Here is a 20,898-nt window from a genome sequence, read left to right as displayed (position 1 = left end):
TCGCCTTACCAGCGGACGAGCAGCGCACCCCAGGTGAAGCCTCCCCCCATCGCTTCCAGCATGACCAGATCGCCTTTCTTGATGCGCCCGTCGGAAGCCGCGACCGAGAGCGCCAACGGAATCGAGGCAGCAGACGTGTTGCCGTGCAGGTCGACCGTCACGACCACTTTTTCGAGCGGAATGCCGAGTTTCTTGGCCGAGCCGTCGATGATGCGGCGGTTGGCCTGATGCGGAACCAGCCAGTCGAGATCTTCCGCAGTCGTACCGGTCGCGGCGAACGCAGCTTCGATCACGTCGGTGATCATGCCGACGGCATGTTTGAAGACCTCGCGGCCCTCCATCCGCAGATGGCCGACGGTGCCGGTCGAGGAAGGCCCGCCATCCACGTAGAGCTTCTCCTTGTGCGTGCCGTCGGAGCGCAGATGCGCGGTCAGTATGCCGCGGTCGAAGATCGTGCCCTTGCCTTCCTGCGCTTCCAGAACGAGCGCGCCAGCGCCGTCGCCGAAGAGCACGCAGGTGGTCCGGTCCTTCCAGTCAAGGATGCGGGAGAAGGTTTCCGCGCCGATGACGAGCACGCGCTTCGCCATGCCGCCGCGGATATACAGATCGGCGGTCGCCATCGCATAGACGAAGCCGGAACAGACAGCCTGCATGTCGAAGGCATAGCCGTGGGTCATGCCGAGCCGCCTCTGGATGTCGACGGCCGTCGCCGGAAAAGTATTATCGGGCGTCGAGGTCGCGACCAGCACAAGATCGATGTCGTCCGGCGTCAGGCCGGCATTGTCAAGCGCCGCGCGCGCCGCCTCCGCGCCAAGCGAAGCCGTGGTCTCCCCCTCGCCCGCGATGTAGCGCTGGCGAATGCCGGTCCGCTGGACGATCCATTCATCGGAAGTCTCGACGACACCTTCCAACTCTTTGTTGGTCATTACCCGCTTTGGGAGCGCTGCTCCGTAACCGCGAACCACTGAACGGATCATTTACACTACATCCTGTCGTCATGCCGCTTCGGGACCAGCCGGCGGCTGGCGACGGGCATGATAAAAATTCAAATCCTGCGCGATCTTTTCATTGAGATCATTGCGCGCCATGTCGTAGCCGACGTCGATCGCCGCAGCGAAACCCTCCGCATCCGTACCGCCATGGCTCTTGATGACGATACCGTTCAGCCCAAGGAAAACACCGCCATTGACCTTGCGCGGGTCCATCTTCTCGCGCAACCGGTCGAAGGCGCCCTTGGCAAACAGGTAACCGATCCTGGCGAAGACGGTACGGGACATCGCCTCGCGTAAAAGCGTAGCGATCTGCCGCGCGGTGCCTTCTGCCGCCTTCAGCGCGATATTGCCGGTGAACCCTTCGGTCACCACAACGTCGACGGTGCCCTTGCCGATGTCGTCGCCTTCCACGAAACCGTGATAGGCGATCGTCGGCAGGTTGGCTTCACGGATCAGGCGGCCCGCCTCCCTAACCTCTTCCTGACCCTTCACTTCCTCGACGCCGACATTGAGAAGCCCGACGGTCGGCCGTTCCACTTCGAAGAGCGCGCGAGCCATGGCGCCGCCCATCAACGAGAAATCGAGAAGCTGCTGGGCATCGGCGCCGATCGTCGCACCGATGTCGAGCACGATGCTTTCCCCCTTCAGCGTCGGCCAGATGCCTGCGATCGCCGGCCGTTCGATATTGGCCATGGTGCGCAAACAGAATTTCGCCATCGCCATCAGCGCGCCGGTATTGCCGGCCGAGACGACGACATCCGCCTCGCCGAGCTTGACGGCTTCGATCGACCGCCACATGGTCGAGACATAGCGGCCGCGGCGCAAAGCCGCGCTTGGCTTCTCCTCCATGCTGACGGCCAACTCGCAGTCATGGAAGACCGACCTGTCCCGAAGCTTCGGATATTTCGCCAGCCACGGCTCGCATTGGGCTTTCAGGCCATAGATGAGGAAAGTCACATCCGGATGGCGCTCCAATGCCTTGGCGGCACCGGGGATGACGACCTCGGGACCAAAATCACCACCCATGGCGTCGAGAGAAATTCTGATCACGCGTCCCTGATCCTTAATCTTCGCCGAGCGCATCACCCGATCATGGAGCCATGCGCCAGTTTATCGTCTCCAGCGACCCCGCTCATGCGCGGCCCTGCCGGCGAATTCGTGGCCAAAATATAGTTTTTGTTGCCGCTTACAACCGCCCTCAGTCCTTTTTCCAATCTTTCAGGACTGCGAAGGGGTTGGGTCGTGCCGGCGTCTCATCCGCATCGTCTTCCAGGTGATCGGCAAACTCGATACCGGGCTTGCGCGGATAGGGATCGATGGCAAGTGCTGCAAATTCCGCAACCACTGCGCCGGCATCGATCGTATCACCGGAAAAGGTCTCCGGAAGATCCGGCCCTTCCGGATCAAGCACCATCTCGGCGGCATCGCTGGTGACGATCCGTGCAAGTTTCGAGCCTTCCGGCACGAAGATCTGTTCCAAATCCTCGTCGATCTTCGAACTGACGGGCTCAAGCGTCACTACGCAGGCCTGGACGATATCCGCTGTGACCCGTCCTTTGAGGCGCACGCCATCCTTCTTCCAGCGGGCGACCTGGAGGTCTGCCTTCAGCGAATTGACTGCAAGAACCTGCCAAAGGCTAGCCAGTTCCCCCAGCTCGCGCGCATTCGCCTCGATATGCACCGTCACGGGATTGGCGGAGATGTGCCCGACTTTCACGGGATAGGAAAAGGGAGGCTTGTCGCCTCCGCCGTATTTGTTCTTCATGGAACCTCACTTTCCCGCCAAAGGCTCCGGCGGCGGCAGAACGACCTGCCCGCGGGAAATCTCGTCTTCGGACACTCCGGCAAGTGTCACTTCGGCCGCAATCATCCACTCCGCCAACCCACGCATCGCGGGCGCATCTTCTCTCTCCGGATAGATATTGCGCCGGACCGCTGCCGCAAGTGCCCCGCCATCCCTCTCTTCCAGGGCTGCGGCATAAGTCTCCAGGCGCCCGTAGAACATGCCTGCCAGTTTCTTCATCCGCTTCGGCACGCTCTGGTCGCCGATGCCGAGTTCCCGGATCGAATGGTCGATATCCTGGAAGAAGGCATCAACGATCTCCTGGGCGAGTTCCTGGCCGCTGGCGTCGGATTTCGCCGTGCGGCGAAAGAACAGGATCATCACGATCGAGAGCATTTCGAAACGCCCCATCACCGTGTCGGGCACGTCGAGATCGCTATAAAAGAAAGGAACGCGCGCGGCAGACGTCAAGGCCGCGTATTGCCGGTCGACGATCGACTGATTGCGATTCTTCTTCTTGAAAAGGCCGAAGATCATCCGAATTCCTGTTCCTTGCTTCCGCGAATGACCCAGAGCGGCGCCCGGCCATGTTGCATGGAAACGAAAGCTGGTTTACCGAAGCAGGCACGAATTGCAATGCCGTTCCGCCGGATCAGCGAACGGGGCGATGATCTTTGTGCCCGAATATCGGGAGCAAGATCAATCCTATGTCCCCGAATAGCCACAATGGTATGAGCAGCAAGGGCGCGTTGAGTTGGGGAATGCGGTTGAACAAGCGGGTTTTCGGGTACGAGATGACATTCTTGAATAAGACCGCGATGGCGATGGTCGTCGCATCCATCACCGTCTCGGGTTGCACGTCCATGCAAATCGGCGACACCATGTATAACGGCTATGTTATCGACCAGCAGTCGCTGAACCTCATTCCAGTCGGATCGAGTCGCGAACAGGTGCTGCTCACCATGGGCACCCCGTCGACGACGGCGACCTTCGACAGCGAGGTCTTCTATTACATCTCGCAGAAGCGCACGCGGGCGGCCGCCTTCATGAAGCCTCGGCTCGTCGAGCAGACGGTGCTGGCGATCTATTTCGACAAGGACGGCGTCGTCGCCCGCCGCGCCAACTACACGCTGCAGGATGGCAAGGTGTTCGACACGATCTCGCGCACGACGCCGACCGGCGGCCGCGACCTCACCTTCCTGCAGCAGCTCCTGTCCGGTGGCACCGGCGCCGCCAGCGGCGGTGCGGCCGCAGCCCGCAGCATCTTCCAGAATCTCGGGAACTGATTAAAGCCGACTGCGAATGGGAAGGCCCGCGGAGATCGCTCCCCGCGGGCCTTTTCCGTTTCAGGCAGAAGATATCAACCAGCGAGAATCGCAAGCAGCAGCAGCGCCACGATATTGGTGATCTTGATCGCCGGGTTGACAGCCGGGCCGGCCGTGTCCTTGTAGGGATCGCCGACGGTGTCGCCGGTGACGGAGGCCTTGTGCGCATCCGAGCCCTTGAAGTGCTTGACGCCGTCCTTGTCGGTAAAGCCGTCCTCGAAGCTTTTCTTGGCATTGTCCCAGGCGCCGCCGCCCGACGTCATGGAGATCGCCACGAAAAGGCCGTTGACGATGACGCCCAGCAGCGATGCACCGAGTGCTGCGAAGGCCGAGGCCTTGTCGCCGCCGGAGATCAGCAGAACGCCGAAATAGACGACGATCGGCGCCAGAACCGGAAGCATCGACGGCACGATCATCTCGCGGATCGCCGCCTTGGTCAGCATGTCGACCGCACGACCGTAATCCGGCTTTTCCGTGCCTTCCATGATACCGGGCTTCTCACGAAACTGGCGGCGGACTTCCTCGACCACCGCACCACCCGCCTTGCCGACGGCGGTCATGGCGATGCCACCGAAGAGGTAAGGGATCAGGCCGCCGAAGATCAGGCCAGCGACAACATAGGGGTTGGACAGGCTGAAGGAGATTTCACCGATGCCGCTGAAATAGGGATATTCGGCAGGGTTGGCGGCGAAATACTGCAGGTCGTTGGAATAGGCGGCGAAGAGAACCAGCGCGCCCAGGCCCGCCGAACCGATCGCATAACCCTTGGTGACGGCCTTGGTCGTGTTGCCGACCGCGTCGAGCGCGTCGGTCGACTTGCGCACTTCCGGCGGCAGGTGGGCCATTTCGGCGATGCCGCCGGCATTGTCCGTCACCGGGCCGAAGGCGTCGAGCGCGACGATCATGCCGGCAAGGCCGAGCATGGTGGTCACCGCGATCGCCGTGCCGAACAGGCCGCCGAACTGGTATGTGGCGATAATACCGCCGACGATGACGATCGCCGGGAGGGCGGTCGATTCGAGCGATACGGCCAGGCCCTGAATGACATTGGTGCCGTGGCCGGTCACCGAGGCCTGCGCGATCGAGTTCACCGGCCGCTTGTTGGTGCCGGTGTAATATTCGGTGATCACCACGATCAGCGCCGTCACCACGAGGCCGAGCAGGCCGCAGATGAACAGATTCGTGCCGGTGATTTCCATACCCGCGATCATGCCGATCGTTCCCCAGCCAATGGTGAGCGATGTGGCCGCACCGAGACCGAGGATCGACAACAGGCCGGTGACGATCAGACCTTTGTAGAGCGCGCCCATGATCGAGCCGTTGGAGCCGAGCTTCACGAAGAACGTGCCGATGATCGAGGTGACGATGCAGGCCCCGCAGATCGCCAGCGGATAGACCATGACGGTTTCGAGGATCGGCGCACCGGCAAAGAAGATCGCCGCAAGGACCATCGTGGCGACGACGGTCACCGCATAGGTCTCGAAGAGGTCGGCAGCCATGCCGGCGCAATCGCCGACATTGTCGCCGACGTTGTCGGCGATCGTTGCCGGATTGCGCGGATCGTCTTCCGGAATGCCGGCTTCGACCTTGCCGACGAGATCGCCGCCGACGTCCGCGCCCTTGGTGAAGATGCCGCCGCCGAGACGGGCGAAGATCGAGATCAGCGAGGCACCGAAGCCGAGCGCCACGAGCGCGTCGATCACTTCACGAGAGCCGCTCGGGTGACCGAGGACGGAGGTCAGGATTAGGTAGTAGATCGAAACGCCGAGGAGAGCGAGGCCCGCCACCAGCATGCCGGTGATCGCGCCCGACTTGAAAGCGATATCGAGGCCGGCGGCAAGGCTCTGCGAGGAGGCCTGGGCCGTGCGCACGTTGGCGCGGACCGATACATGCATGCCGATAAAGCCGGCAGCGCCCGAAAGCACAGCGCCGATGATGAAGCCGATCGCCGCCGAGCCGGACAGGAGCAGCCAGGCCAGGATGGCCACCACGACGCCGACCATGGCGATGGTCATGTACTGGCGCGTCAGATAGGCCTGCGCACCTTCACGGATATAGCCGGCGATCTCCTGCATGCGCTGATTGCCCTGATCGGCAGCCAGCACCGAGCGCGTCGCCCAGATGGCATAAATGATCGACAGCAGGCCGCAGACGATCACACCCCAAATTACGGTCATTCGCTTTCCCTCTCCCTAAGCGCCGGACGGTCAAATCCCTCCGGCCATGCACCCCGCGGCGCGGCACCTTTCCCGAAGATGCCAGAAGCACCGCAATATTCCATGCGCATTTCCGCGCAGGCGACCGCCTCCCCTCCCCGGGAGTTCGGGTTCGCTCACGCGGAGGCGAGATTGCGGTGGAGAAGAACCGGCGTCAAGCCCGAAAGGGCAAGACTTCAAGCAGATTTGGTGGAACGCGACTTGGCCATCAGCGCCAGGATGAGGACGAGGCAGAGGATCGTCACCGGCCAGATGATGAGGTTCATGAACGACCAGCCATAAGCGGTGAAGACCTTGCCGGAGGAGAACGACGAGAGGGCCACCGTGGTGAACAGGATGATGTCGTGGAAACCCTGCACCTTGTCGGCCTCGTGCGGGCGATAGCTGGAGGCGACGATCGCGGTCGAGCCGATGAAGCCGAAGTTCCAGCCGATGCCGAGCAGCACCAGCGCACCCCAGAAGTTCCAGAGTTCGATGCCCATATGGGCGACGACCGCGCAGCCCATGAGGATGAGAAGGCCTGCGGCGACGATTTTCTCGACGCCGAAGCGGGAGATCAGCATGCCGGTGAAGAAGCTCGGCGCGAACATGGCGAGCACATGCCACTGGATGCCGAGAGTCGCCATTTCCGACGGGAAACCGCAGCCGATCACCATGGCGAGCGGCGCGCCGGTCATCATGAAGGTCATCAACGCATAGGAGCCGATGCCGCAGACCATGCCGGTGATGAAGCGCTGCGTCAGCACGATCTCGCGCAGCGGTCGTACGGGCCCCGCCGAAGCGGTGCCGACAGCCTCCGGCAGTTTCAGCGGCGAAAGCATGGCGATGGCCAGCAAGCAGAGCGGAATGATCGCCATGAAGGCACCGGCAAACAGAACCGGCTCGAACAGATCCTGGGTCCAGATCGCAAGTTGCGGGCCGAGCACCGCAGAGACGACGCCGGCCGCCAGAATCCAGGAAATCGCCTTCGGCTTGTAGAAGGACGGCGAGGCATCGGCGGCGGCGAAGCGGATTTTCTGGGTGAAGCCGTTGCAGAGGCCGATCAGCAAGAGGCCCAGCGCGAAGAGCCAGAAATTCGCCTGGAAGAGCGCGATTGCCGCAACGGCTGCGCCGAATGCACCCAGAAGTGCGCCCAGCATGAAGCTCGACTTGCGGCCGAGGAAACGCGAGGAGACGGCGATCGCGACGGCGCCCGCCGCCATGCCGACATTGAAGCCGGTCAGCGGCGCCGTCGAAAGCGATTTGTCGTCACCGAGAAGCTGATAACCCGCGAGCCCGCCGAGCGCAAAGACCATGGGCGGACCCGAACCCAGGATCGCCTGGGTGGCGGCAAGGAGCGCGACGCTGCGCCGGGCCGTCTGCAACTGCTTCTGAAGACCGTCCACCGTTGCGTCCATAGGTCCCTGCCCGGCTATTTCTTCGCTTCGCCGCGCGCCTGCTTGGCGATACGGTCAAGAACGGCGTTGACGATGCGCGGCTCGTCCTCTTCGAAGAAGGCACGGGCGATTTCGACATATTCGGTGACGATGACGGCTACCGGCACGTCCTTGCGCTCGAGAATCTCGAACGTACCCGCCCTAAGGATGGCGCGCAGCGTCGAATCGAGGCGCGAGAGCGGCCAGTCTTCCTGCAGCGAGGCACGGATCAGCGGGTCAATCTTCGTCTGGTCGCGTACAACGCCGGAGACGATGGAGCGGAACCAGGAGGCATCCGCCTTCAGGTAGGTCTCGCCGTCCAGTTCCTGGCCGAGGCGATGGGCCTCGTATTCCGCCACGACCTCCAGCACGCCAGTGCCGCCTATATCCATCTGATAAAGTGCCTGCACGGCGGCAAGACGGGCGGCGCCTCGCTGATTGGCCTGCTTGACCGGCTGTTCGCCTTCCTTTGTCATGAAATCAACCACCATAAAGTTTTTCTCGCAGCGCGATCATGGAAAGCGCTGCCCGGGCAGCAAAGCCGCCCTTGTCCTTGTCCGAACGGCGCGCACGCGCCCAGGCCTGTTCCTCGTTCTCGCAGGTCAGGATGCCGTTGCCGATCGCCAGTGATTCGGAGACGGCAAGATCCATCAGCGCGCGCGCGGATTCGTTCGAGACGATGTCGAAATGATAGGTCTCGCCGCGGATCACCATGCCGAGCGCAACGAAACCGTCGTAATTCCTGCCCCCTTCCTCGGCTGCATCCAGCGCCATCGCGATCGCCGGCGGAACCTCCAGGGCACCCGGAACCGTCACGACGTCATAGGTCGCTCCCGCTTCCTTGAGCGCATGAGTCGCACCGTCGAGCAGCGCATCGGACATGTCGTCGTAAAAGCGCGCCTCGACGATCAGCATGTGGGGCTTGGTATCGGACATGGGTTTTTCCTGCGGAAATTGGCGGGATTTGCATCTTTCCCGATTGCGGCGGTCAAATCATGGCGCGGGCGGATTGGCAAGTGTTTTTAGAGCCGCAGCCCTGCAGCGCCGGCACAGCAGATCTGCCTACGCGCGGAAGCCGGCGTAGTTCGCAATCAGTTACGGGAGAGCCCACGCACATGCGAAACCTCTCAAATGTATAATATGGTGGCTGCGCATGTGCGTGGCCTTCGGCGTTCTCTCGGGGCTTCCGGCCCCTACAGGTGATCATCTCGCCTCGCTGCGTGGTCTCGTTCACGCCCGTCTTTTCGGGACAGGCTCACCACTTGCACGGCTCAACCGAACCTGACCCGGCGGCCAGGGGGAGGCTTGATAGGAGGCGATCGGGTTTGTCGCCCGCTCTCCTCCATGGCTTTCACCTCTTCCACCGTCCCCGCACGTTACGGTTCGGATGGAAGCGCCGGCCCCCGCCTGCCCGCGAACGTCTCGCGAAACACTCCGGCGACGGAAGCGGAGAGATTGTAGGCATGGGTTGGAAGAGCGAGGATGAGAAAAGGGCCAAGTGATTGAGGAATTTGAGCTGCAGAGGGGAAACGTCCTCGCCGCGGGGGATGAACGGCTGGCGGAACCGGCGGCCGAACGCGCTCCGATGCCTCTTGACCCCGCTTCCCTCGTTTCCATTTCAATGGCGTTGCCAAGAGGAGGCGACCATGTCCGATGATCATAATGCCGTCCTTGTCAGAATAACCGGGAGGGTCCAGGGCGTCAGATTCCGCGTCTGGACACGCGACGAGGCGGTCCGGCTCGGTTTGACGGGCTGGGTCCGCAACGAAGAGGACGGGGCGGTGGTCGCCCTGATTGCAGGCCCTCATGCCGAGGTCTCGATGATGATCGAGCGCTTTCGACGCGGGCCTCCGGCCGCATCGGTTTCCGGTGTGGAAACACAAGCGACCACACTGGCAGAGTTTCCGACGGAGTTCCGCATCAGCCGGTGACGGCGCCCACGATGCGCCAAAGAAGACATTGAAAGTTCGGGCTGGCAGAGCGCCACAAAGCGTGGTCTTTTCCTCGCAGAAAAGAGGAGCGCGCCATGAACGAACCGACTGGGCCCGTCGCCAATTCCGCCGATTTCACGTTCGACCCGTTCGAACAGGCTACGTCCCGCAAGGGCGCCGGCATCCCAACGATCGAGACCGAGCGGCTCATCCTCAGACCGCACCGGATCGAGGATTTCGATGCCTATGCGGCATTCTGGGCCGATCCGGAGGTTGTTCGCTTCATCACGGGGGTTCCCTCTACGCGGGAAAACAGCTGGGGGCGGATGCTGCGGGTCAACGGCATGTGGCACCTGATGGGCTTCGGTTTCCTGGCGATCGAGGAAAAGGCGACGGGCCGGCTTCTCGGCGAGGCAGGCTTCCAGGACATGCGCCGCGATTTCGAGCCTTCTATCGAAGGTACGCTTGAAACCGGATGGGCGCTCATCCCCTCCGCCCACGGCAAGGGATATGCGACGGAGGCGGTCGGCGCGCTCCTTGCCTGGGCCGATGCGCATTTTCCAGGCCAGCGAATGACCTGCATCATCAGCCCGGAAAACCAGGCCTCTCTGCGGCTTGCCGCCAAGTTCGGTTTCCACGAATTCGCCCGCAGCAACTACCACGGCCCGATCGTCGTGCTTGCCCGTGAAGCAGGCGCACGGGCGGCGTAGACCTCAGCCCTTTGCCGGAAACTCCGCCAGGCGCGCGGCATAGCGGGCCATGGTGTCGACCTCGAAATTGACGAAGTCGCCCGGCTTGCGGTCGCCCCAGGTGGTGACGGCCAGTGTATGGCGGATCAGGAGCACGTCGAAATCCGTGCCCTCGACCGCGTTGACCGTCAGCGACGTGCCGTCGAGCGCGACCGAACCCTTCGGCGCGACGAAGCGAGCCAAATGTTCCGGCGCGCGAAGACGGATGCGCACCGCCTCGCCTTCCGGCTCGATCGCAAGGATTTCCGCCTTGCCGTCCACATGGCCGGAAACGATATGGCCGCCGAGCTCGTCGCCGATCTTCAGCGGCCTTTCAAGATTGATCCGTGTACCCTCGGTCCATGCGGAGACCGTCGTCAGCCTGAGCGCCTCCTCCCAGGCTTCCACCTCGAACCAGCGCTCGTTGCTGCCTCCGTCCGGAAGAGCGGTCACCGTGAGGCAGACGCCGGCATGGGCGATCGAGGCGCCCATATCGATCGTCTTCGGATCGTAATTGGTGGCGATCCTGAGCTTCAGCCCCTCGTCCATCGGCGTCAGTTCGGAGACCGTGCCGACATCGGTGACAATTCCGGTGAACATCAGGAGACCCTTTCGTATTCGAACGCGCGGTCAGGACCGTATGCGGCTTCGCCGACCAGCTCGAAGCCGTCCGGGATATCGGATGGCACGACGGGCGATTCAAGGCCGTTGCCGTCAATCGTGCCGATGCCCTGGAACAGCAGGATGCGATCCACGAGGCCAGCATTCAGGAAGGATTTCGCGACCGCAGCCCCGCCCTCGACCAGGATGGAGGAGATCCCCCGGGTCGACAGCGCTCCCAACAGCAGTTCCAGATCGTGCGGGTCGCATTGGAGCGTTTCGACACCGGCCGCCCTGAGGGCCTCCCGGCGCTCGATGACGGCCTGATCCGGATCGTCGCTGAACAACGGCGGTTCGCCGGCAACCGCAATCACCGGCACGTCCTTCGCCGTCCGCACAAGATTGGAGGTCAGCGGCAGGACGAGCCGCCTGTCGAGAACGATGCGGGTGGGCGACCTGTCCTCCATACCGGGAATTCGGACCGTGAGTTCCGGGTCGTCCGCAAGCACCGTACCGATGCCGACGAGGATGGCATCGGCCTGAGCCCTCAGCCGATGCACCTCGTCCTTGGCGAGCAGCCCTGTGATCGCCACCTCTTCACCCGGACGGCCAAGCATGCCATCGGCGGAAACCGCAAGCTTCAGCGTCACATAGGGGCGGCCCTTCGTCTGACGCATGAGGTAGCTGGCGAGCGCCCGCCGTCCCTCCTTCTCCATCAAGCCGTTTTCCACGATGATGCCCGCCTCCTCGAGGATCGCCAATCCTCGGCCGGAGACACGTGGGTCCGGGTCGGTCAGGCAGGTGACGACGCGGGCGACGCCGGCTTCCACCAGCGCATTGGCACAGGGCGGCGTCTTGCCGTAGTGCGAGCAGGGTTCGAGCGTGACATAGACGGTCGCCCCCCTCGCCTTGTCGCCGGCGATCGCGAGCGCCTGGGCTTCCGCATGCGGCCTGCCGCCCGGCGCCGTTACCGCCTCGCCGACGATCTCGCCGTCCTTGACAATGACGCAGCCGACCGATGGGTTGGTGCCGGTCAGGCCGGTATGCCGACGCGACAGTTCGAGCGCCCGCGTCATGAACTTTTCGTCATCAGCCGCGGTCATCCGTCACGCTTTCCTATGGCTCCACGCCGGGATCGCGAGCGATCTTGGCATTGATCTCGGCGATCACCTTTTCGAAATCCTCCGCATGGGAGAAATCGCGATAGACCGACGCGTAGCGCACGAAGGCCACGTCATCGAGGCTCTTCAAGGCTTCCAGCACCTGCAGGCCGATTTCCTCCGACGAAATCTCGCTTTCGCCCGAGCTTTCCAGTCGCCGGACGATGCCGGAGACCGCCCGCTCGATGCGGTCGTTGTCGACCGGCCGCTTGCGCAGCGCGATCTGGAAGGAGCGCACCAGCTTGTTGCGGTCGAACGGCACCTTGCGGCCGGTCTTCTTGGTGACCATCAGTTCGCGCAGTTGCACCCGCTCGAACGTGGTGAAGCGGCCGCCGCAATCCGGGCAGATGCGCCGCCGGCGGATGGAGGTATTGTCCTCCGCCGGGCGCGAGTCCTTGACCTGCGTGTCTTCCGAGCCGCAATAGGGGCAGCGCATCGCTTCTCCTTAGGTCTTAGGTTTTCGGCTTACATATAAGGGTACATGGGGAAACGGCCGGTGAGCGCCACGACCTTTTCCCGAACGCCGGCTTCCACGGTGGCATTGCCCTCGTCGGAATTGGCGACCTTCAGGCCGTCGAGAACCTCGACGATCAGGTTGCCGATCGCCTTGAACTCCGCTTCCTTGAAGCCCCGCGTCGTGCCGGCCGGCGTGCCGAGGCGGATGCCGGAGGTTACGAAAGGCTTTTCCGGGTCGAATGGAATGCCGTTCTTGTTGGTGGTGATGTAGCCGCGGCCGAGGGCTGCTTCGGCGCGCTTGCCGGTGGCGTTCTTCTTGCGGAGATCGACCAGCATCAGGTGGTTGTCGGTGCCGCCGGAAACGATGTCGAGGCCGCCGGCCTTCAGCGTCTCGGCAAGCGCCTTGGCGTTCTTGACGATCTGCGCGGCATATTCCTTGAATTCCGGCTGCAGCGCCTCGCCGAAAGCGACCGCCTTGGCGGCGATGATGTGCATCAGCGGACCGCCCTGCAGGCCCGGGAAGACGGCCGAATTGATCTTCTTCGCCAGTTCCTCGTCATTCGTCATGACGACGCCGCCGCGCGGGCCGCGCAGCGATTTGTGCGTCGTCGTCGTTGCCACATGGCAGTGCGGGAACGGCGACGGATGCTGGCCGCCTGCAACGAGGCCGGCGATATGGGCCATATCCACCATCAGGTAGGCGCCGACCGAATCGGCGATCTCGCGAAAACGCTTCCAGTCCCATATGCGGGAATAGGCCGTGCCGCCGGCGATGATCAGCTTCGGCTTGTGCTCCTCGGCCTTCTTCTGCACGTCGTCCATGTCGAGGAGATTGTCGCCTTCGCGCACACCGTAGGAAACGACGTTGAACCACTTGCCGGACATATTGACCGGCGAGCCGTGGGTCAGGTGTCCGCCCGAATTGAGGTCCAGGCCCATGAACGTGTCGCCGGGCTGCAGCAGCGCCAGGAAAACCGCCTGGTTCATCTGCGAGCCGGAATTCGGCTGGACGTTGACGAAGTTGACGCCGAAAAGCTTCTTGGCGCGCTCGATCGCCAGTTCCTCGGCGATGTCGACGAACTGGCAGCCGCCGTAATAGCGCTTGCCCGGATAACCCTCCGCATACTTGTTGGTCATGATCGAACCCTGCGCTTCGAGCACGGCGCGGGAAACGATGTTTTCCGAAGCGATCAGCTCGATCTCATGGCGCTGGCGACCCAGTTCCTTCTCGATCGCACCAAAGATTTCCGGATCGGATTCGGCGAGAGGACGGGAGAAGAAGGCATTGGTGTTCGACATGTGCGAGGCTCCTCGAAGGGGTGGGGCATGCGATGTCGCGTCTTAGCGCCCTGCCGGGTACAGGGCAATATGGAGAACGACATTTGCGGGCCTGAAGACGCGGCGAAAAGCCTTTGAACGAAAAAGCCGCACCCTTTGCGGATGCGGCCTTCGATGGTCTGACGACTGCGCCGGCTTACTGCGGCAGCATGTCGTCCTCGATGGAACCGGCCGGCTTCTCGACACCGGTCGTGGTCTGCAGCGCCAGTTCCTGATTGCCGTCGAGTTCGTAGATGTCGTCGCGGAACTGCACGACGCGGTCCTTCGCCGACCAGGCCGTGACGTAGACGATATAGACCGGCACTTCCTCCGCCAGCTTGATGGGCGTGTTGACGCGGCCGGCGATGACGCGCTCGATCTCCTGGCGCGACCAGCCGGGCGTGTCCCGCAGCAGCCAGGTGATGAGGTCGCGAACGTTCTGCACGCGCATGCAGCCCGAGGATTCGAAGCGCATCAGCTTGTTGAACAGGCCCTGCTGGGGCGTGTCGTGCATGTATTCGTTGTTCGGGTTGTGGAAATTGATCTTCGTCGAGGCCATGGCGTTGATCTTGCCGGGGTCCTGACGGAACATGAAGTTCGGCGCCTTCGGAGCGAACCAGTCGACCGTTTCCGGCGCGACTTCGTTGCCCTTGCCGTCGATCAGGCGGATGTTGTTGCGGGTGAGATAGGTCGGATCCTTGCGCATCAGCGGCACGATGTCCTTCTCGACGATCGAGCGCGGAGCCGTCCAATAGGGGTTGAGGATGACTTCGTAGATCTTCGAGTTGATGGCGTGCGTCGGCCGGTCGATGCGGCCGACGACGGCATTGGTGCGCAGCGCCACGCGGTCGTTCTCCACCGCCTCGATATAGGCGGCCGGAATGTTGACCATCACGTAGCGGGGGCCGAGATCGCCCGAGAACGTCTGGAGACGGACGAGATTCGTGTTCAACTGCTGCAGGCGGACGTCGGCCGATACGTTGAGCGCCTTGACGGTGAATTCGCCGAGAACGCCGTCGGCCGGCAGGCCGTGACGGGCCTGGAAGCGCTTCACCGCGCCGTCGACATAGGAATCGAAAGCGGACGAGATGCCGGCTTCCCGCGGCAGGTCGCCGGAAATCATCAGGCGCTGGCGCAGAACCTGAACGGACGGATCGACGACGCCGATCTTGAGACGCTGCTGGCCGGGATTGATTTCAGGCCAGCCGCCGTTCGAAACGATCTGCTGATAATCGAAAATCGCCTGCTGGATGTTCGCCGGACCGCCGGGGCCGAGAACCGGATTGTTGGAGACGACGCCGACGGCCGTGCGCGACGCCGCCTTGGCGTCGAACTGATCGTCCCAGGTGCCGCGGCGCGGCGCATTGATGAGGTCGTCGACGGCCGACTGCGCAAGAGCAGGTGCGGCAAGCGCCGCAGCTCCGGCGGAAACGGCCGAGCGGAGCAACGCGCGGCGGGACAGAACTTCGGATCCGGTCTTTTTCGACATCATACTACCCATCTGGTCCCGAGTATCGTCTTAAACGCCTACCGGGATATGGTTAACAAATGCGCAAAAGAATGCGCCGCCGGCCACGGCCTCGTCGTCATCGCGATATCGTGAAGCACGAAGTCCCGCACGAAACCCCACCGGCCCTTTGGTTCAGCGGGTCCCATAGCAATATGGCGAATTGGTGTCAGGTGCCGGCGTGTCACAATGCCGTGCGGGGCATGTGATCTTTTTGCATGCCCTTTGCCCGTCAACCGCGAAAACCGGAGGCGCAGGGGACGCATCCGGTTCCGATCGCTGAGGAGGTCTTTTGCCGGCGGCCGCCCCTGTGGATGAGACGGCTGCTGGAGCTTTCGATTACAGACGATAGAGGATCTGGTCGTTCCAGAAACGGTCGAGGCGTTGCAGCAGCTTGTTCATCTGGCTGAACTCGCCTTCGCCGATGCCGCCGACCTTTTCGATCGAGCCGATGTGACGCTCGTAGAGCCTGGCGACGGTTTCGGCGATCGCCTGGCCTTCCGGCGTCAGGCTGATGCGGACCGAGCGGCGGTCGATGCGTGAACGCTGATGGTTGATGAAACCGAGGTCGACCAGCTTCTTGACGTTGTAGGACACGTTGGAGCCGAGATAGTAACCGCGGGAGCGCAGTTCGCCGGCCGTCAGTTCCGAATTGCCGATGTTGAACAGCAGGAGTGCCTGAACGGCGTTGACATCGTCGCGGCCCTGGCGGTCGAATTCATCCTTGATCACATCGAGAAGACGGCGGTGCAGGCGTTCGACCAGATGCAGCGATTCCATGTAAAGGGAGCGAATGGTTTCTTCATGCGGTTCTGCTACTGCCGGTGCCGCCTGCGGCTTCAGTTTCGTGTTCATCATGACTGCCTCACTCTGTTTTGTTTGGCGGTGTTTGTTTCTTCCCGCCTTGAGACAGACACTATCCAATACGCATAAAATTCGACTTAAAACATAGGCTTAACAAAGGCTTAACGCGGCGCGTCGAATTCCGGCGGCCGATTGCCGGCTATGAGAGCCGACACTTCAGGCTATTACAAATCAACAACTTAGCCGGATATTTTTCGTCAAATGCAGCCCCAAAAGCTTTAATTTCAGGGTAAATCAATCCTTACCCGCTCGGCTTTGCGGCGGGCTTCGATCCATAAGGAGAGGCGGAAAACGATATAAAGCGCCGCCACGAGACCGTGCATGAGGGGCACGAGTCGGTTGTAGCCAAAGATTTCGGGCCAGACCATATACATCAGAACCTGCGTCACGGCAGCGATCGCCCAAAGCACCGGTCCCCAGGAAACCGCAAGCCAGAGACCGAGCGAGGCGACCGGGAAAAGAACCGCGAGAGAAGACGCCGCCACCTTCCAGGGAAGGCTCAGGAGATCGAAGCGCGCCATGCCATGCAGCGAATAGCCGACCAGCATCGCCCAATATTGCAGGCCGAACCAGAAGCAGATGAGCGCGATCATCCGCAGGAAGATCACGTAAAGGATTTCCGTCAGCGTGCGCCTCGGTACGTTCAGTGAATCAGGCTCCATAGGATCTACACTAGCCGCCCCGGCCGCCAACCGCCAGTGCCGGACCAGCGCCTGCACAATCGTTCAAGAGCTTTGAATTCGGCCCGGCTAAATCTGCCGCCAACCGAAGGAGCAGACATGAGCAGCGACTTTTCCCGCGCATCAATCAATCTTGCCGAAAAACTGCAGCGGATTCCCGACCTCTGGCAGCCGCGCGTCGTAGCAGAAATGAACGACTACCAGTTCAAGCTCGTCCGCATCCAGGGTGACTTCATCTGGCATGATCATCCCGAGACTGATGAAACCTTCATCGTTCTCGAAGGAGATTTGCGGATCGATTTCCGCGACGGCTCCGTCCATATCGGTCCCGGCGAAATGTTCGTCGTGCCGAAGGGTGTCGAACACAAGCCGTTTGCCGAAAAGGAAGTAAAGATGATGCTGGTGGAGCCGCGCGGCGTTTTAAACACCGGTCACGAAGGCGGCGAACGCACCGCCCAAAACGATCTCTGGATTTAGCGCTGCGGCGATCCCGCCCATTCATAAAGATCCTGCTCCATGATAATAGCGGCGCAATTGCAGAAGAATGGAGCTCTATCATGGACAAGACGCATCTGGTCGACGAGATCACCGGCCATCGCCGCATGCGGCGCAACCGCAAGGCCGACTGGACGCGCCGCCTCGTCCAGGAAAGCCGGCTGACGGTCGATGATTTGATCTGGCCGATCTTCATCGTGCCCGGCACCGGCATCGTCGATCCGATCGCGGCCATGCCCGGCGTCAGCCGCATGAGCGTCGACAAGGCAGTGGAAGCGGTAAAAGAGGCCGCCGATCTCGGCATTCCGGCGATCGCCACATTTCCCGACATCGAAATGGAACTGCGCGACGAGACCGGCTCCAACAGCCTTGTTCCAGACAATCTGATCAATCATGCAACGGCGGCGATCAAAAAGGCGGTACCGAATATCGGCATCATCACCGACGTGGCGCTCGACCCCTTCACCAGCCACGGCCATGACGGAATCCTGCGCGATGGCGTGATCGTCAACGACGAGACGGTGGATCAGATCGTCAGGGCGGCCGTGATGCAGGCGGACGCCGGTGCCGACATCATCGCGCCGTCGGAGATGATGGACGGCCGCATCGGCGCGATCCGCCACGCGCTCGATGCCGCAGGCCACCAGGATGTCGGCATCATGTCCTATGCGACGAAATTCTCGTCCGGCTTCTACGGACCCTATCGCGAGGCGATCAACACGAGCGGCCTCCTGAAGGGTGACAAGAACAGCTACTATATCTCGCCGGCGAACGGCACCGAGGCCCTGCGCGACGCAGCACTCGACGTCGAGGAAGGCGCCGACATGCTGATGGTGAAGCCGGGTCTTGCCTATCTCGATATCTGCTGGCGCATCAAGGAAGCCTTCGGGCTGCCAACCTTCGCCTATCAGGTCTCGGGAGAATATACGCAGATCAAGGCGGCCGCGATGAACGGCTGGATCGACGGCGAGCGGATCATGATGGAGACGCTGCTCTGTTTCAAGCGCGCCGGCTGCGACGGCATCCTCACCTATTTCGCGGTGGATGCGGCGAAGAAACTGGCAAAAAGCCGCTGAGACTTGTTGTATAAATGGTTTCTACCCATATCCTTGGGGTAGAAACAGGAGACACGAACCCGATGACGCTCGACCCGAACCCCGCCTATGCCGCCCCCGACGATTGGCGCGCCTATAGCGGCGTCCTTTCGCGGCGGGTCTTTGCCTTCGTCATCGATTACCTGATCATCCTGCTGCTCTGCATTCCGGCAGCGGTCGTCGTCTTCTTCCTCGGCATCATCACGCTCGGGCTCGGCTTCATGCTCTATCCCGCGCTCTTCGTGATCGTCGCGCTTCTCTATTTCGGCCTGACGCTCGGCGGCCCGAACCAGGCCTCGCCCGGCATGCGCGCCATGGGGGTTGCCATGGCCCGTCTCGACGGCCGGCGGATGGATTTCCTGACGGCGGTCGCCCACACGGTGATCTTCTGGATCATCAATTCGGTGCTGACGCCGCTCATCCTGCTCGTCGGCCTCTTCACCGAACGCTCGCGTCTCGTGCACGACATGCTGCTCGGCACCGTCATCATCCGGACCGCGTAACCGTCACCGACAGAACGTTTGTCGTGCAAGCGGTGCTGTGCCACGCTGCACATGGTTGACGTTTTACTTTTATGCGCCATGGTATGGATTACGATGACAAGACGGGACCACCGCGACGCAATGAATACCCAGGCAACGCCCTCACCGCAGTTTTATCTGACGGCCCCGGCAGTTTGTCCCTACCTTCCGGGCGAGATGGAGCGCAAGGTCTTCACTCACCTGGTCGGTCCGCGCGCCGCCGAAATGAATGATCTCCTCACCCAAGGCGGTTTCCGACGATCGCAAAACATCGCCTATCGCCCGGCTTGCGAATCCTGTCGCGCCTGCGTTTCGGTCCGCATCCTCGCCAATGATTTCGAGCATAACCGTTCAATGCGGCGCGTGCTCGCGACCAACAGCGACCTGGTCTCGACCGTCTATCCAGCGCAACCCTCCACCGAGCAATTCTCGCTTTTCCGCCGTTACCTCGATGACCGGCACCAGCGCGGGGGCATGTCCGACATGTCGGCACTCGACTACGCCATCATGGTGGAGGATACGCATGTCAACACCCGCATCATCGAATACCGCCGTCGCGAGCCGGGTTCGGGCATCAGCAATGAGCCGAAGGGGGAATTGCTGGCCGTGGCACTCACCGACATGATGAGCGACGGGGTTTCCATGGTCTATTCCTTCTTCAACCCCGAACTCGAAAAGCGGTCGCTCGGCACCTTCATGATCCTCGACCACATCAACCGCACGAAGGCGCTCGGCCTGCCGCATGTCTATCTCGGCTATTGGGTCAAGGGTTCTTCAAAGATGGGCTACAAGACCCGCTTCCTGCCGCAGGAGCATCTCACCCCGCGCGGCTGGGAGCTCTACGATCCCTCAACCGACGCCTGATACCCGACCCTCTCCATGAACAGTCACAAGAAGGGCCTCGTGCTCACCACCATCGGCGGGCTCGCGCTCTCCTTCGACGTGCCGCTCGTCAGGCTCGGCCATGGCGAACTGTGGTCGACGATCCTATTGCGCAGCGTCACCACCTTCTTGGCGGCAATCCTCCTCTGGCTCCTCGTCCGCCGCTTCGGTTCCAGCCGCCCGATCCTGATCCCCGGCAAGGCGGGCCTCGCCGCCGGCTTCTGCTACGGCATTTCGACGATCGCGTTCCTCGGCGCCATCTTCAACACGGCGACCGCCAATGTCGTCTTCATCGTCGCCTTCACGCCGATGTTCGCCGCGCTCCTTGGATGGCTGGTGCTGAAGGAACGCCCCTCGCCTGCGACGCTTCTCACCATGCTGATAATGCTCCTGGGTGTCGGACTGATCGTTTCGGGCGGCCTTTCCGGGGGGCATCTCTTCGGCGATGCGCTGGCAATTCTGGTCTCCTTGGTGCTGGCGCTGGCGATCACCATCGGCCGGGCGACGCGCATCGACATGGGCTTCGTGCCGCTCGTCGCGGCTGTCATGCCGGGGCTGATCGGACTTGCCTTCGTGGGCATATCTTCCCTTGCCGGCACGGGCGGCTTTTCGGTCCCCGATCCCTTCTGGGTGATATTCGACGGAGCGGTCATGATGCCGCTCGCCTTCTGGTGCCTGGCAACCGGCCCGAAATATCTCTCCGGCCCGGAAGTCGGCATGTTCTACCTGCTCGAAACGATCCTTGCGCCGATCTGGGTCTGGCTGATCTTTTCGGAAATCCCCTCTTCCCGCACGCTTCTCGGCGGCGCGATCCTCATCCTGGCGCTGATCGGCTATTCGCTCTGGCAGATGCGGAGAGTGGAGAGGGTGAAGGCGCAGATGGCAACCTCCGCCTGATATAGCGCTCGCATTTCAATCTATCTATGGCAGCA

At 62.1% G+C, this 20,898-nt stretch carries 23 protein-coding genes; 8 read left to right on the top strand and 15 right to left on the bottom strand.

What is annotated here, in order from left to right:
• Positions 1–5: 5 nt before the first annotated feature.
• The 4 genes from ABK249_RS11010 to ABK249_RS10995 all read right to left on the bottom strand — a co-directional run bounded on the left by ABK249_RS11010 (position 6) and on the right by ABK249_RS10995 (position 3,312).
• Positions 6–977, bottom strand: a complete 972-nt coding sequence (locus ABK249_RS11010; RefSeq protein ID WP_037150690.1) for a beta-ketoacyl-ACP synthase III — start codon at positions 975–977, stop codon at positions 6–8.
• A gap of 18 nt (positions 978–995) precedes the next feature.
• Complete coding sequence (gene plsX, locus ABK249_RS11005; protein ID WP_037150950.1) at positions 996–2,042, bottom strand: phosphate acyltransferase PlsX; 1,047 nt, start codon at positions 2,040–2,042, stop codon at positions 996–998.
• Between the two features lie 148 nt (positions 2,043–2,190).
• The gene (locus tag ABK249_RS11000; RefSeq protein ID WP_037150688.1) at positions 2,191–2,757 is read right to left on the bottom strand and encodes a YceD family protein; all 567 of its coding nucleotides are present in this window, start codon (positions 2,755–2,757) and stop codon (positions 2,191–2,193) included.
• Positions 2,758–2,763: 6 nt separating this feature from the next.
• The gene (locus ABK249_RS10995) at positions 2,764–3,312 is read right to left on the bottom strand and encodes a ubiquinol-cytochrome C chaperone family protein (RefSeq protein WP_037150686.1); all 549 of its coding nucleotides are present in this window, start codon (positions 3,310–3,312) and stop codon (positions 2,764–2,766) included.
• A gap of 224 nt (positions 3,313–3,536) precedes the next feature.
• Between ABK249_RS10995 and ABK249_RS10990 the strand changes: the two genes are divergently transcribed.
• Positions 3,537–4,061 (top strand): outer membrane protein assembly factor BamE, encoded by a 525-nt coding sequence (locus tag ABK249_RS10990; RefSeq protein ID WP_227702414.1) that lies wholly within the window; start codon positions 3,537–3,539, stop codon positions 4,059–4,061.
• Positions 4,062–4,135: 74 nt separating this feature from the next.
• On the opposite strand, the gene ABK249_RS10985 is transcribed toward ABK249_RS10990, so the two are convergent.
• The 4 genes from ABK249_RS10985 to ribH all read right to left on the bottom strand — a co-directional run bounded on the left by ABK249_RS10985 (position 4,136) and on the right by ribH (position 8,667).
• The gene (locus ABK249_RS10985; protein ID WP_348862855.1) at positions 4,136–6,277 is read right to left on the bottom strand and encodes a sodium-translocating pyrophosphatase; all 2,142 of its coding nucleotides are present in this window, start codon (positions 6,275–6,277) and stop codon (positions 4,136–4,138) included.
• Between the two features lie 215 nt (positions 6,278–6,492).
• The gene (locus ABK249_RS10980) at positions 6,493–7,713 is read right to left on the bottom strand and encodes an MFS transporter (protein WP_227702413.1); all 1,221 of its coding nucleotides are present in this window, start codon (positions 7,711–7,713) and stop codon (positions 6,493–6,495) included.
• A gap of 14 nt (positions 7,714–7,727) precedes the next feature.
• Positions 7,728–8,207, bottom strand: a complete 480-nt coding sequence (nusB, locus tag ABK249_RS10975; RefSeq protein WP_037150948.1) for a transcription antitermination factor NusB — start codon at positions 8,205–8,207, stop codon at positions 7,728–7,730.
• A 4-nt stretch (positions 8,208–8,211) separates the two neighbouring features.
• Positions 8,212–8,667, bottom strand: a complete 456-nt coding sequence (ribH, locus tag ABK249_RS10970) for a 6,7-dimethyl-8-ribityllumazine synthase (RefSeq protein ID WP_037150676.1) — start codon at positions 8,665–8,667, stop codon at positions 8,212–8,214.
• Between the two features lie 710 nt (positions 8,668–9,377).
• On the opposite strand from ribH, the gene ABK249_RS10965 reads away from it, so the two are divergent.
• Together ABK249_RS10965 and ABK249_RS10960 are read left to right on the top strand one after the other, a co-directional pair.
• Positions 9,378–9,662, top strand: coding sequence for an acylphosphatase (locus ABK249_RS10965; RefSeq protein ID WP_227702412.1), 285 nt, complete (start codon positions 9,378–9,380; stop codon positions 9,660–9,662).
• A gap of 95 nt (positions 9,663–9,757) precedes the next feature.
• Positions 9,758–10,372 (top strand): GNAT family N-acetyltransferase, encoded by a 615-nt coding sequence (locus ABK249_RS10960; protein ID WP_227702411.1) that lies wholly within the window; start codon positions 9,758–9,760, stop codon positions 10,370–10,372.
• A 3-nt stretch (positions 10,373–10,375) separates the two neighbouring features.
• Here the strand turns inward: ABK249_RS10960 and ABK249_RS10955 are convergent, their stop codons facing one another.
• From ABK249_RS10955 to ABK249_RS10925, 7 genes are all read right to left on the bottom strand, one after another.
• A complete protein-coding gene (locus ABK249_RS10955) occupies positions 10,376–10,990 on the bottom strand; it encodes a riboflavin synthase (protein ID WP_227702410.1) in 615 nt (204 codons plus the stop codon).
• Positions 10,990–12,093 (bottom strand): bifunctional diaminohydroxyphosphoribosylaminopyrimidine deaminase/5-amino-6-(5-phosphoribosylamino)uracil reductase RibD, encoded by a 1,104-nt coding sequence (gene ribD, locus ABK249_RS10950; RefSeq protein WP_227702409.1) that lies wholly within the window; start codon positions 12,091–12,093, stop codon positions 10,990–10,992. Before ribD ends, ABK249_RS10955 begins: the two co-directional genes overlap by 1 nt.
• Before the next feature lie 13 nt (positions 12,094–12,106).
• The gene (nrdR, locus tag ABK249_RS10945) at positions 12,107–12,586 is read right to left on the bottom strand and encodes a transcriptional regulator NrdR (protein ID WP_037150667.1); all 480 of its coding nucleotides are present in this window, start codon (positions 12,584–12,586) and stop codon (positions 12,107–12,109) included.
• A 29-nt stretch (positions 12,587–12,615) separates the two neighbouring features.
• Positions 12,616–13,905 (bottom strand): serine hydroxymethyltransferase, encoded by a 1,290-nt coding sequence (glyA, locus tag ABK249_RS10940; protein WP_227702408.1) that lies wholly within the window; start codon positions 13,903–13,905, stop codon positions 12,616–12,618.
• 175 nt (positions 13,906–14,080) lie between these two features.
• Complete coding sequence (locus tag ABK249_RS10935; protein ID WP_037150937.1) at positions 14,081–15,412, bottom strand: L,D-transpeptidase family protein; 1,332 nt, start codon at positions 15,410–15,412, stop codon at positions 14,081–14,083.
• Between the two features lie 357 nt (positions 15,413–15,769).
• Positions 15,770–16,285, bottom strand: coding sequence for a transcriptional regulator LdtR (ldtR, locus tag ABK249_RS10930; RefSeq protein ID WP_037150934.1), 516 nt, complete (start codon positions 16,283–16,285; stop codon positions 15,770–15,772).
• A gap of 233 nt (positions 16,286–16,518) precedes the next feature.
• On the bottom strand, positions 16,519–16,956 hold the full coding sequence (locus ABK249_RS10925; RefSeq protein WP_227702407.1) for a DUF6163 family protein: 438 nt from the start codon (positions 16,954–16,956) through the stop codon (positions 16,519–16,521).
• A 117-nt stretch (positions 16,957–17,073) separates the two neighbouring features.
• Between ABK249_RS10925 and ABK249_RS10920 the strand changes: the two genes are divergently transcribed.
• From ABK249_RS10920 to ABK249_RS10900, 5 genes are all read left to right on the top strand, one after another.
• Entirely contained in the window at positions 17,074–17,451 is a 378-nt protein-coding gene (locus ABK249_RS10920) for a cupin domain-containing protein (protein ID WP_227702406.1), read from the top strand.
• A 77-nt stretch (positions 17,452–17,528) separates the two neighbouring features.
• The gene (gene hemB / locus ABK249_RS10915; protein ID WP_227705094.1) at positions 17,529–18,545 is read left to right on the top strand and encodes a porphobilinogen synthase; all 1,017 of its coding nucleotides are present in this window, start codon (positions 17,529–17,531) and stop codon (positions 18,543–18,545) included.
• Between the two features lie 62 nt (positions 18,546–18,607).
• Entirely contained in the window at positions 18,608–19,066 is a 459-nt protein-coding gene (locus ABK249_RS10910; RefSeq protein ID WP_227702405.1) for an RDD family protein, read from the top strand.
• 120 nt (positions 19,067–19,186) lie between these two features.
• Positions 19,187–19,948 carry an arginyltransferase gene (locus ABK249_RS10905; protein ID WP_227705093.1) on the top strand — a complete coding sequence of 254 codons (762 nt, stop codon included), beginning with the start codon at positions 19,187–19,189 and terminating at the stop codon, positions 19,946–19,948.
• 15 nt (positions 19,949–19,963) lie between these two features.
• Positions 19,964–20,863 (top strand): DMT family transporter, encoded by a 900-nt coding sequence (locus ABK249_RS10900; RefSeq protein WP_227702404.1) that lies wholly within the window; start codon positions 19,964–19,966, stop codon positions 20,861–20,863.
• Positions 20,864–20,898 lie beyond the last annotated feature (35 nt).

Origin of the sequence: Neorhizobium phenanthreniclasticum, assembly GCF_040066075.1 — a bacterium.
In the GTDB taxonomy this organism is placed as follows: Bacteria; Pseudomonadota; Alphaproteobacteria; order Rhizobiales; family Rhizobiaceae; genus Neorhizobium; species Neorhizobium petrolearium.
This window is presented reverse-complemented; position numbering and strand designations above follow the sequence as displayed.

Coding starts and splice junctions, on each gene's coding strand:
- ABK249_RS10900 (WP_227702404.1), top strand. CDS start 19,964: ATGAACAGTCACAAGAAGGGCCTCGTGCTCACCACCATCGGCGGGCTC.
- ABK249_RS10910 (WP_227702405.1), top strand. CDS start 18,608: ATGACGCTCGACCCGAACCCCGCCTATGCCGCCCCCGACGATTGGCGC.
- ABK249_RS10920 (WP_227702406.1), top strand. CDS start 17,074: ATGAGCAGCGACTTTTCCCGCGCATCAATCAATCTTGCCGAAAAACTG.
- nrdR (WP_037150667.1), bottom strand. CDS start 12,586: ATGCGCTGCCCCTATTGCGGCTCGGAAGACACGCAGGTCAAGGACTCG.
- ABK249_RS10905 (WP_227705093.1), top strand. CDS start 19,187: ATGAATACCCAGGCAACGCCCTCACCGCAGTTTTATCTGACGGCCCCG.
- ABK249_RS10980 (WP_227702413.1), bottom strand. CDS start 7,713: ATGGACGCAACGGTGGACGGTCTTCAGAAGCAGTTGCAGACGGCCCGG.
- ABK249_RS10965 (WP_227702412.1), top strand. CDS start 9,378: ATGTCCGATGATCATAATGCCGTCCTTGTCAGAATAACCGGGAGGGTC.
- ABK249_RS10995 (WP_037150686.1), bottom strand. CDS start 3,312: ATGATCTTCGGCCTTTTCAAGAAGAAGAATCGCAATCAGTCGATCGTC.
- ribD (WP_227702409.1), bottom strand. CDS start 12,093: ATGACCGCGGCTGATGACGAAAAGTTCATGACGCGGGCGCTCGAACTG.
- ABK249_RS10990 (WP_227702414.1), top strand. CDS start 3,537: ATGCGGTTGAACAAGCGGGTTTTCGGGTACGAGATGACATTCTTGAAT.
- ABK249_RS11010 (WP_037150690.1), bottom strand. CDS start 977: ATGATCCGTTCAGTGGTTCGCGGTTACGGAGCAGCGCTCCCAAAGCGG.
- ABK249_RS10935 (WP_037150937.1), bottom strand. CDS start 15,412: ATGTCGAAAAAGACCGGATCCGAAGTTCTGTCCCGCCGCGCGTTGCTC.
- ribH (WP_037150676.1), bottom strand. CDS start 8,667: ATGTCCGATACCAAGCCCCACATGCTGATCGTCGAGGCGCGCTTTTAC.
- ABK249_RS10960 (WP_227702411.1), top strand. CDS start 9,758: ATGAACGAACCGACTGGGCCCGTCGCCAATTCCGCCGATTTCACGTTC.
- glyA (WP_227702408.1), bottom strand. CDS start 13,905: ATGTCGAACACCAATGCCTTCTTCTCCCGTCCTCTCGCCGAATCCGAT.
- ldtR (WP_037150934.1), bottom strand. CDS start 16,285: ATGAACACGAAACTGAAGCCGCAGGCGGCACCGGCAGTAGCAGAACCG.
- ABK249_RS11000 (WP_037150688.1), bottom strand. CDS start 2,757: ATGAAGAACAAATACGGCGGAGGCGACAAGCCTCCCTTTTCCTATCCC.
- ABK249_RS10925 (WP_227702407.1), bottom strand. CDS start 16,956: ATGGAGCCTGATTCACTGAACGTACCGAGGCGCACGCTGACGGAAATC.
- ABK249_RS10985 (WP_348862855.1), bottom strand. CDS start 6,277: ATGACCGTAATTTGGGGTGTGATCGTCTGCGGCCTGCTGTCGATCATT.
- ABK249_RS10955 (WP_227702410.1), bottom strand. CDS start 10,990: ATGTTCACCGGAATTGTCACCGATGTCGGCACGGTCTCCGAACTGACG.
- nusB (WP_037150948.1), bottom strand. CDS start 8,207: ATGACAAAGGAAGGCGAACAGCCGGTCAAGCAGGCCAATCAGCGAGGC.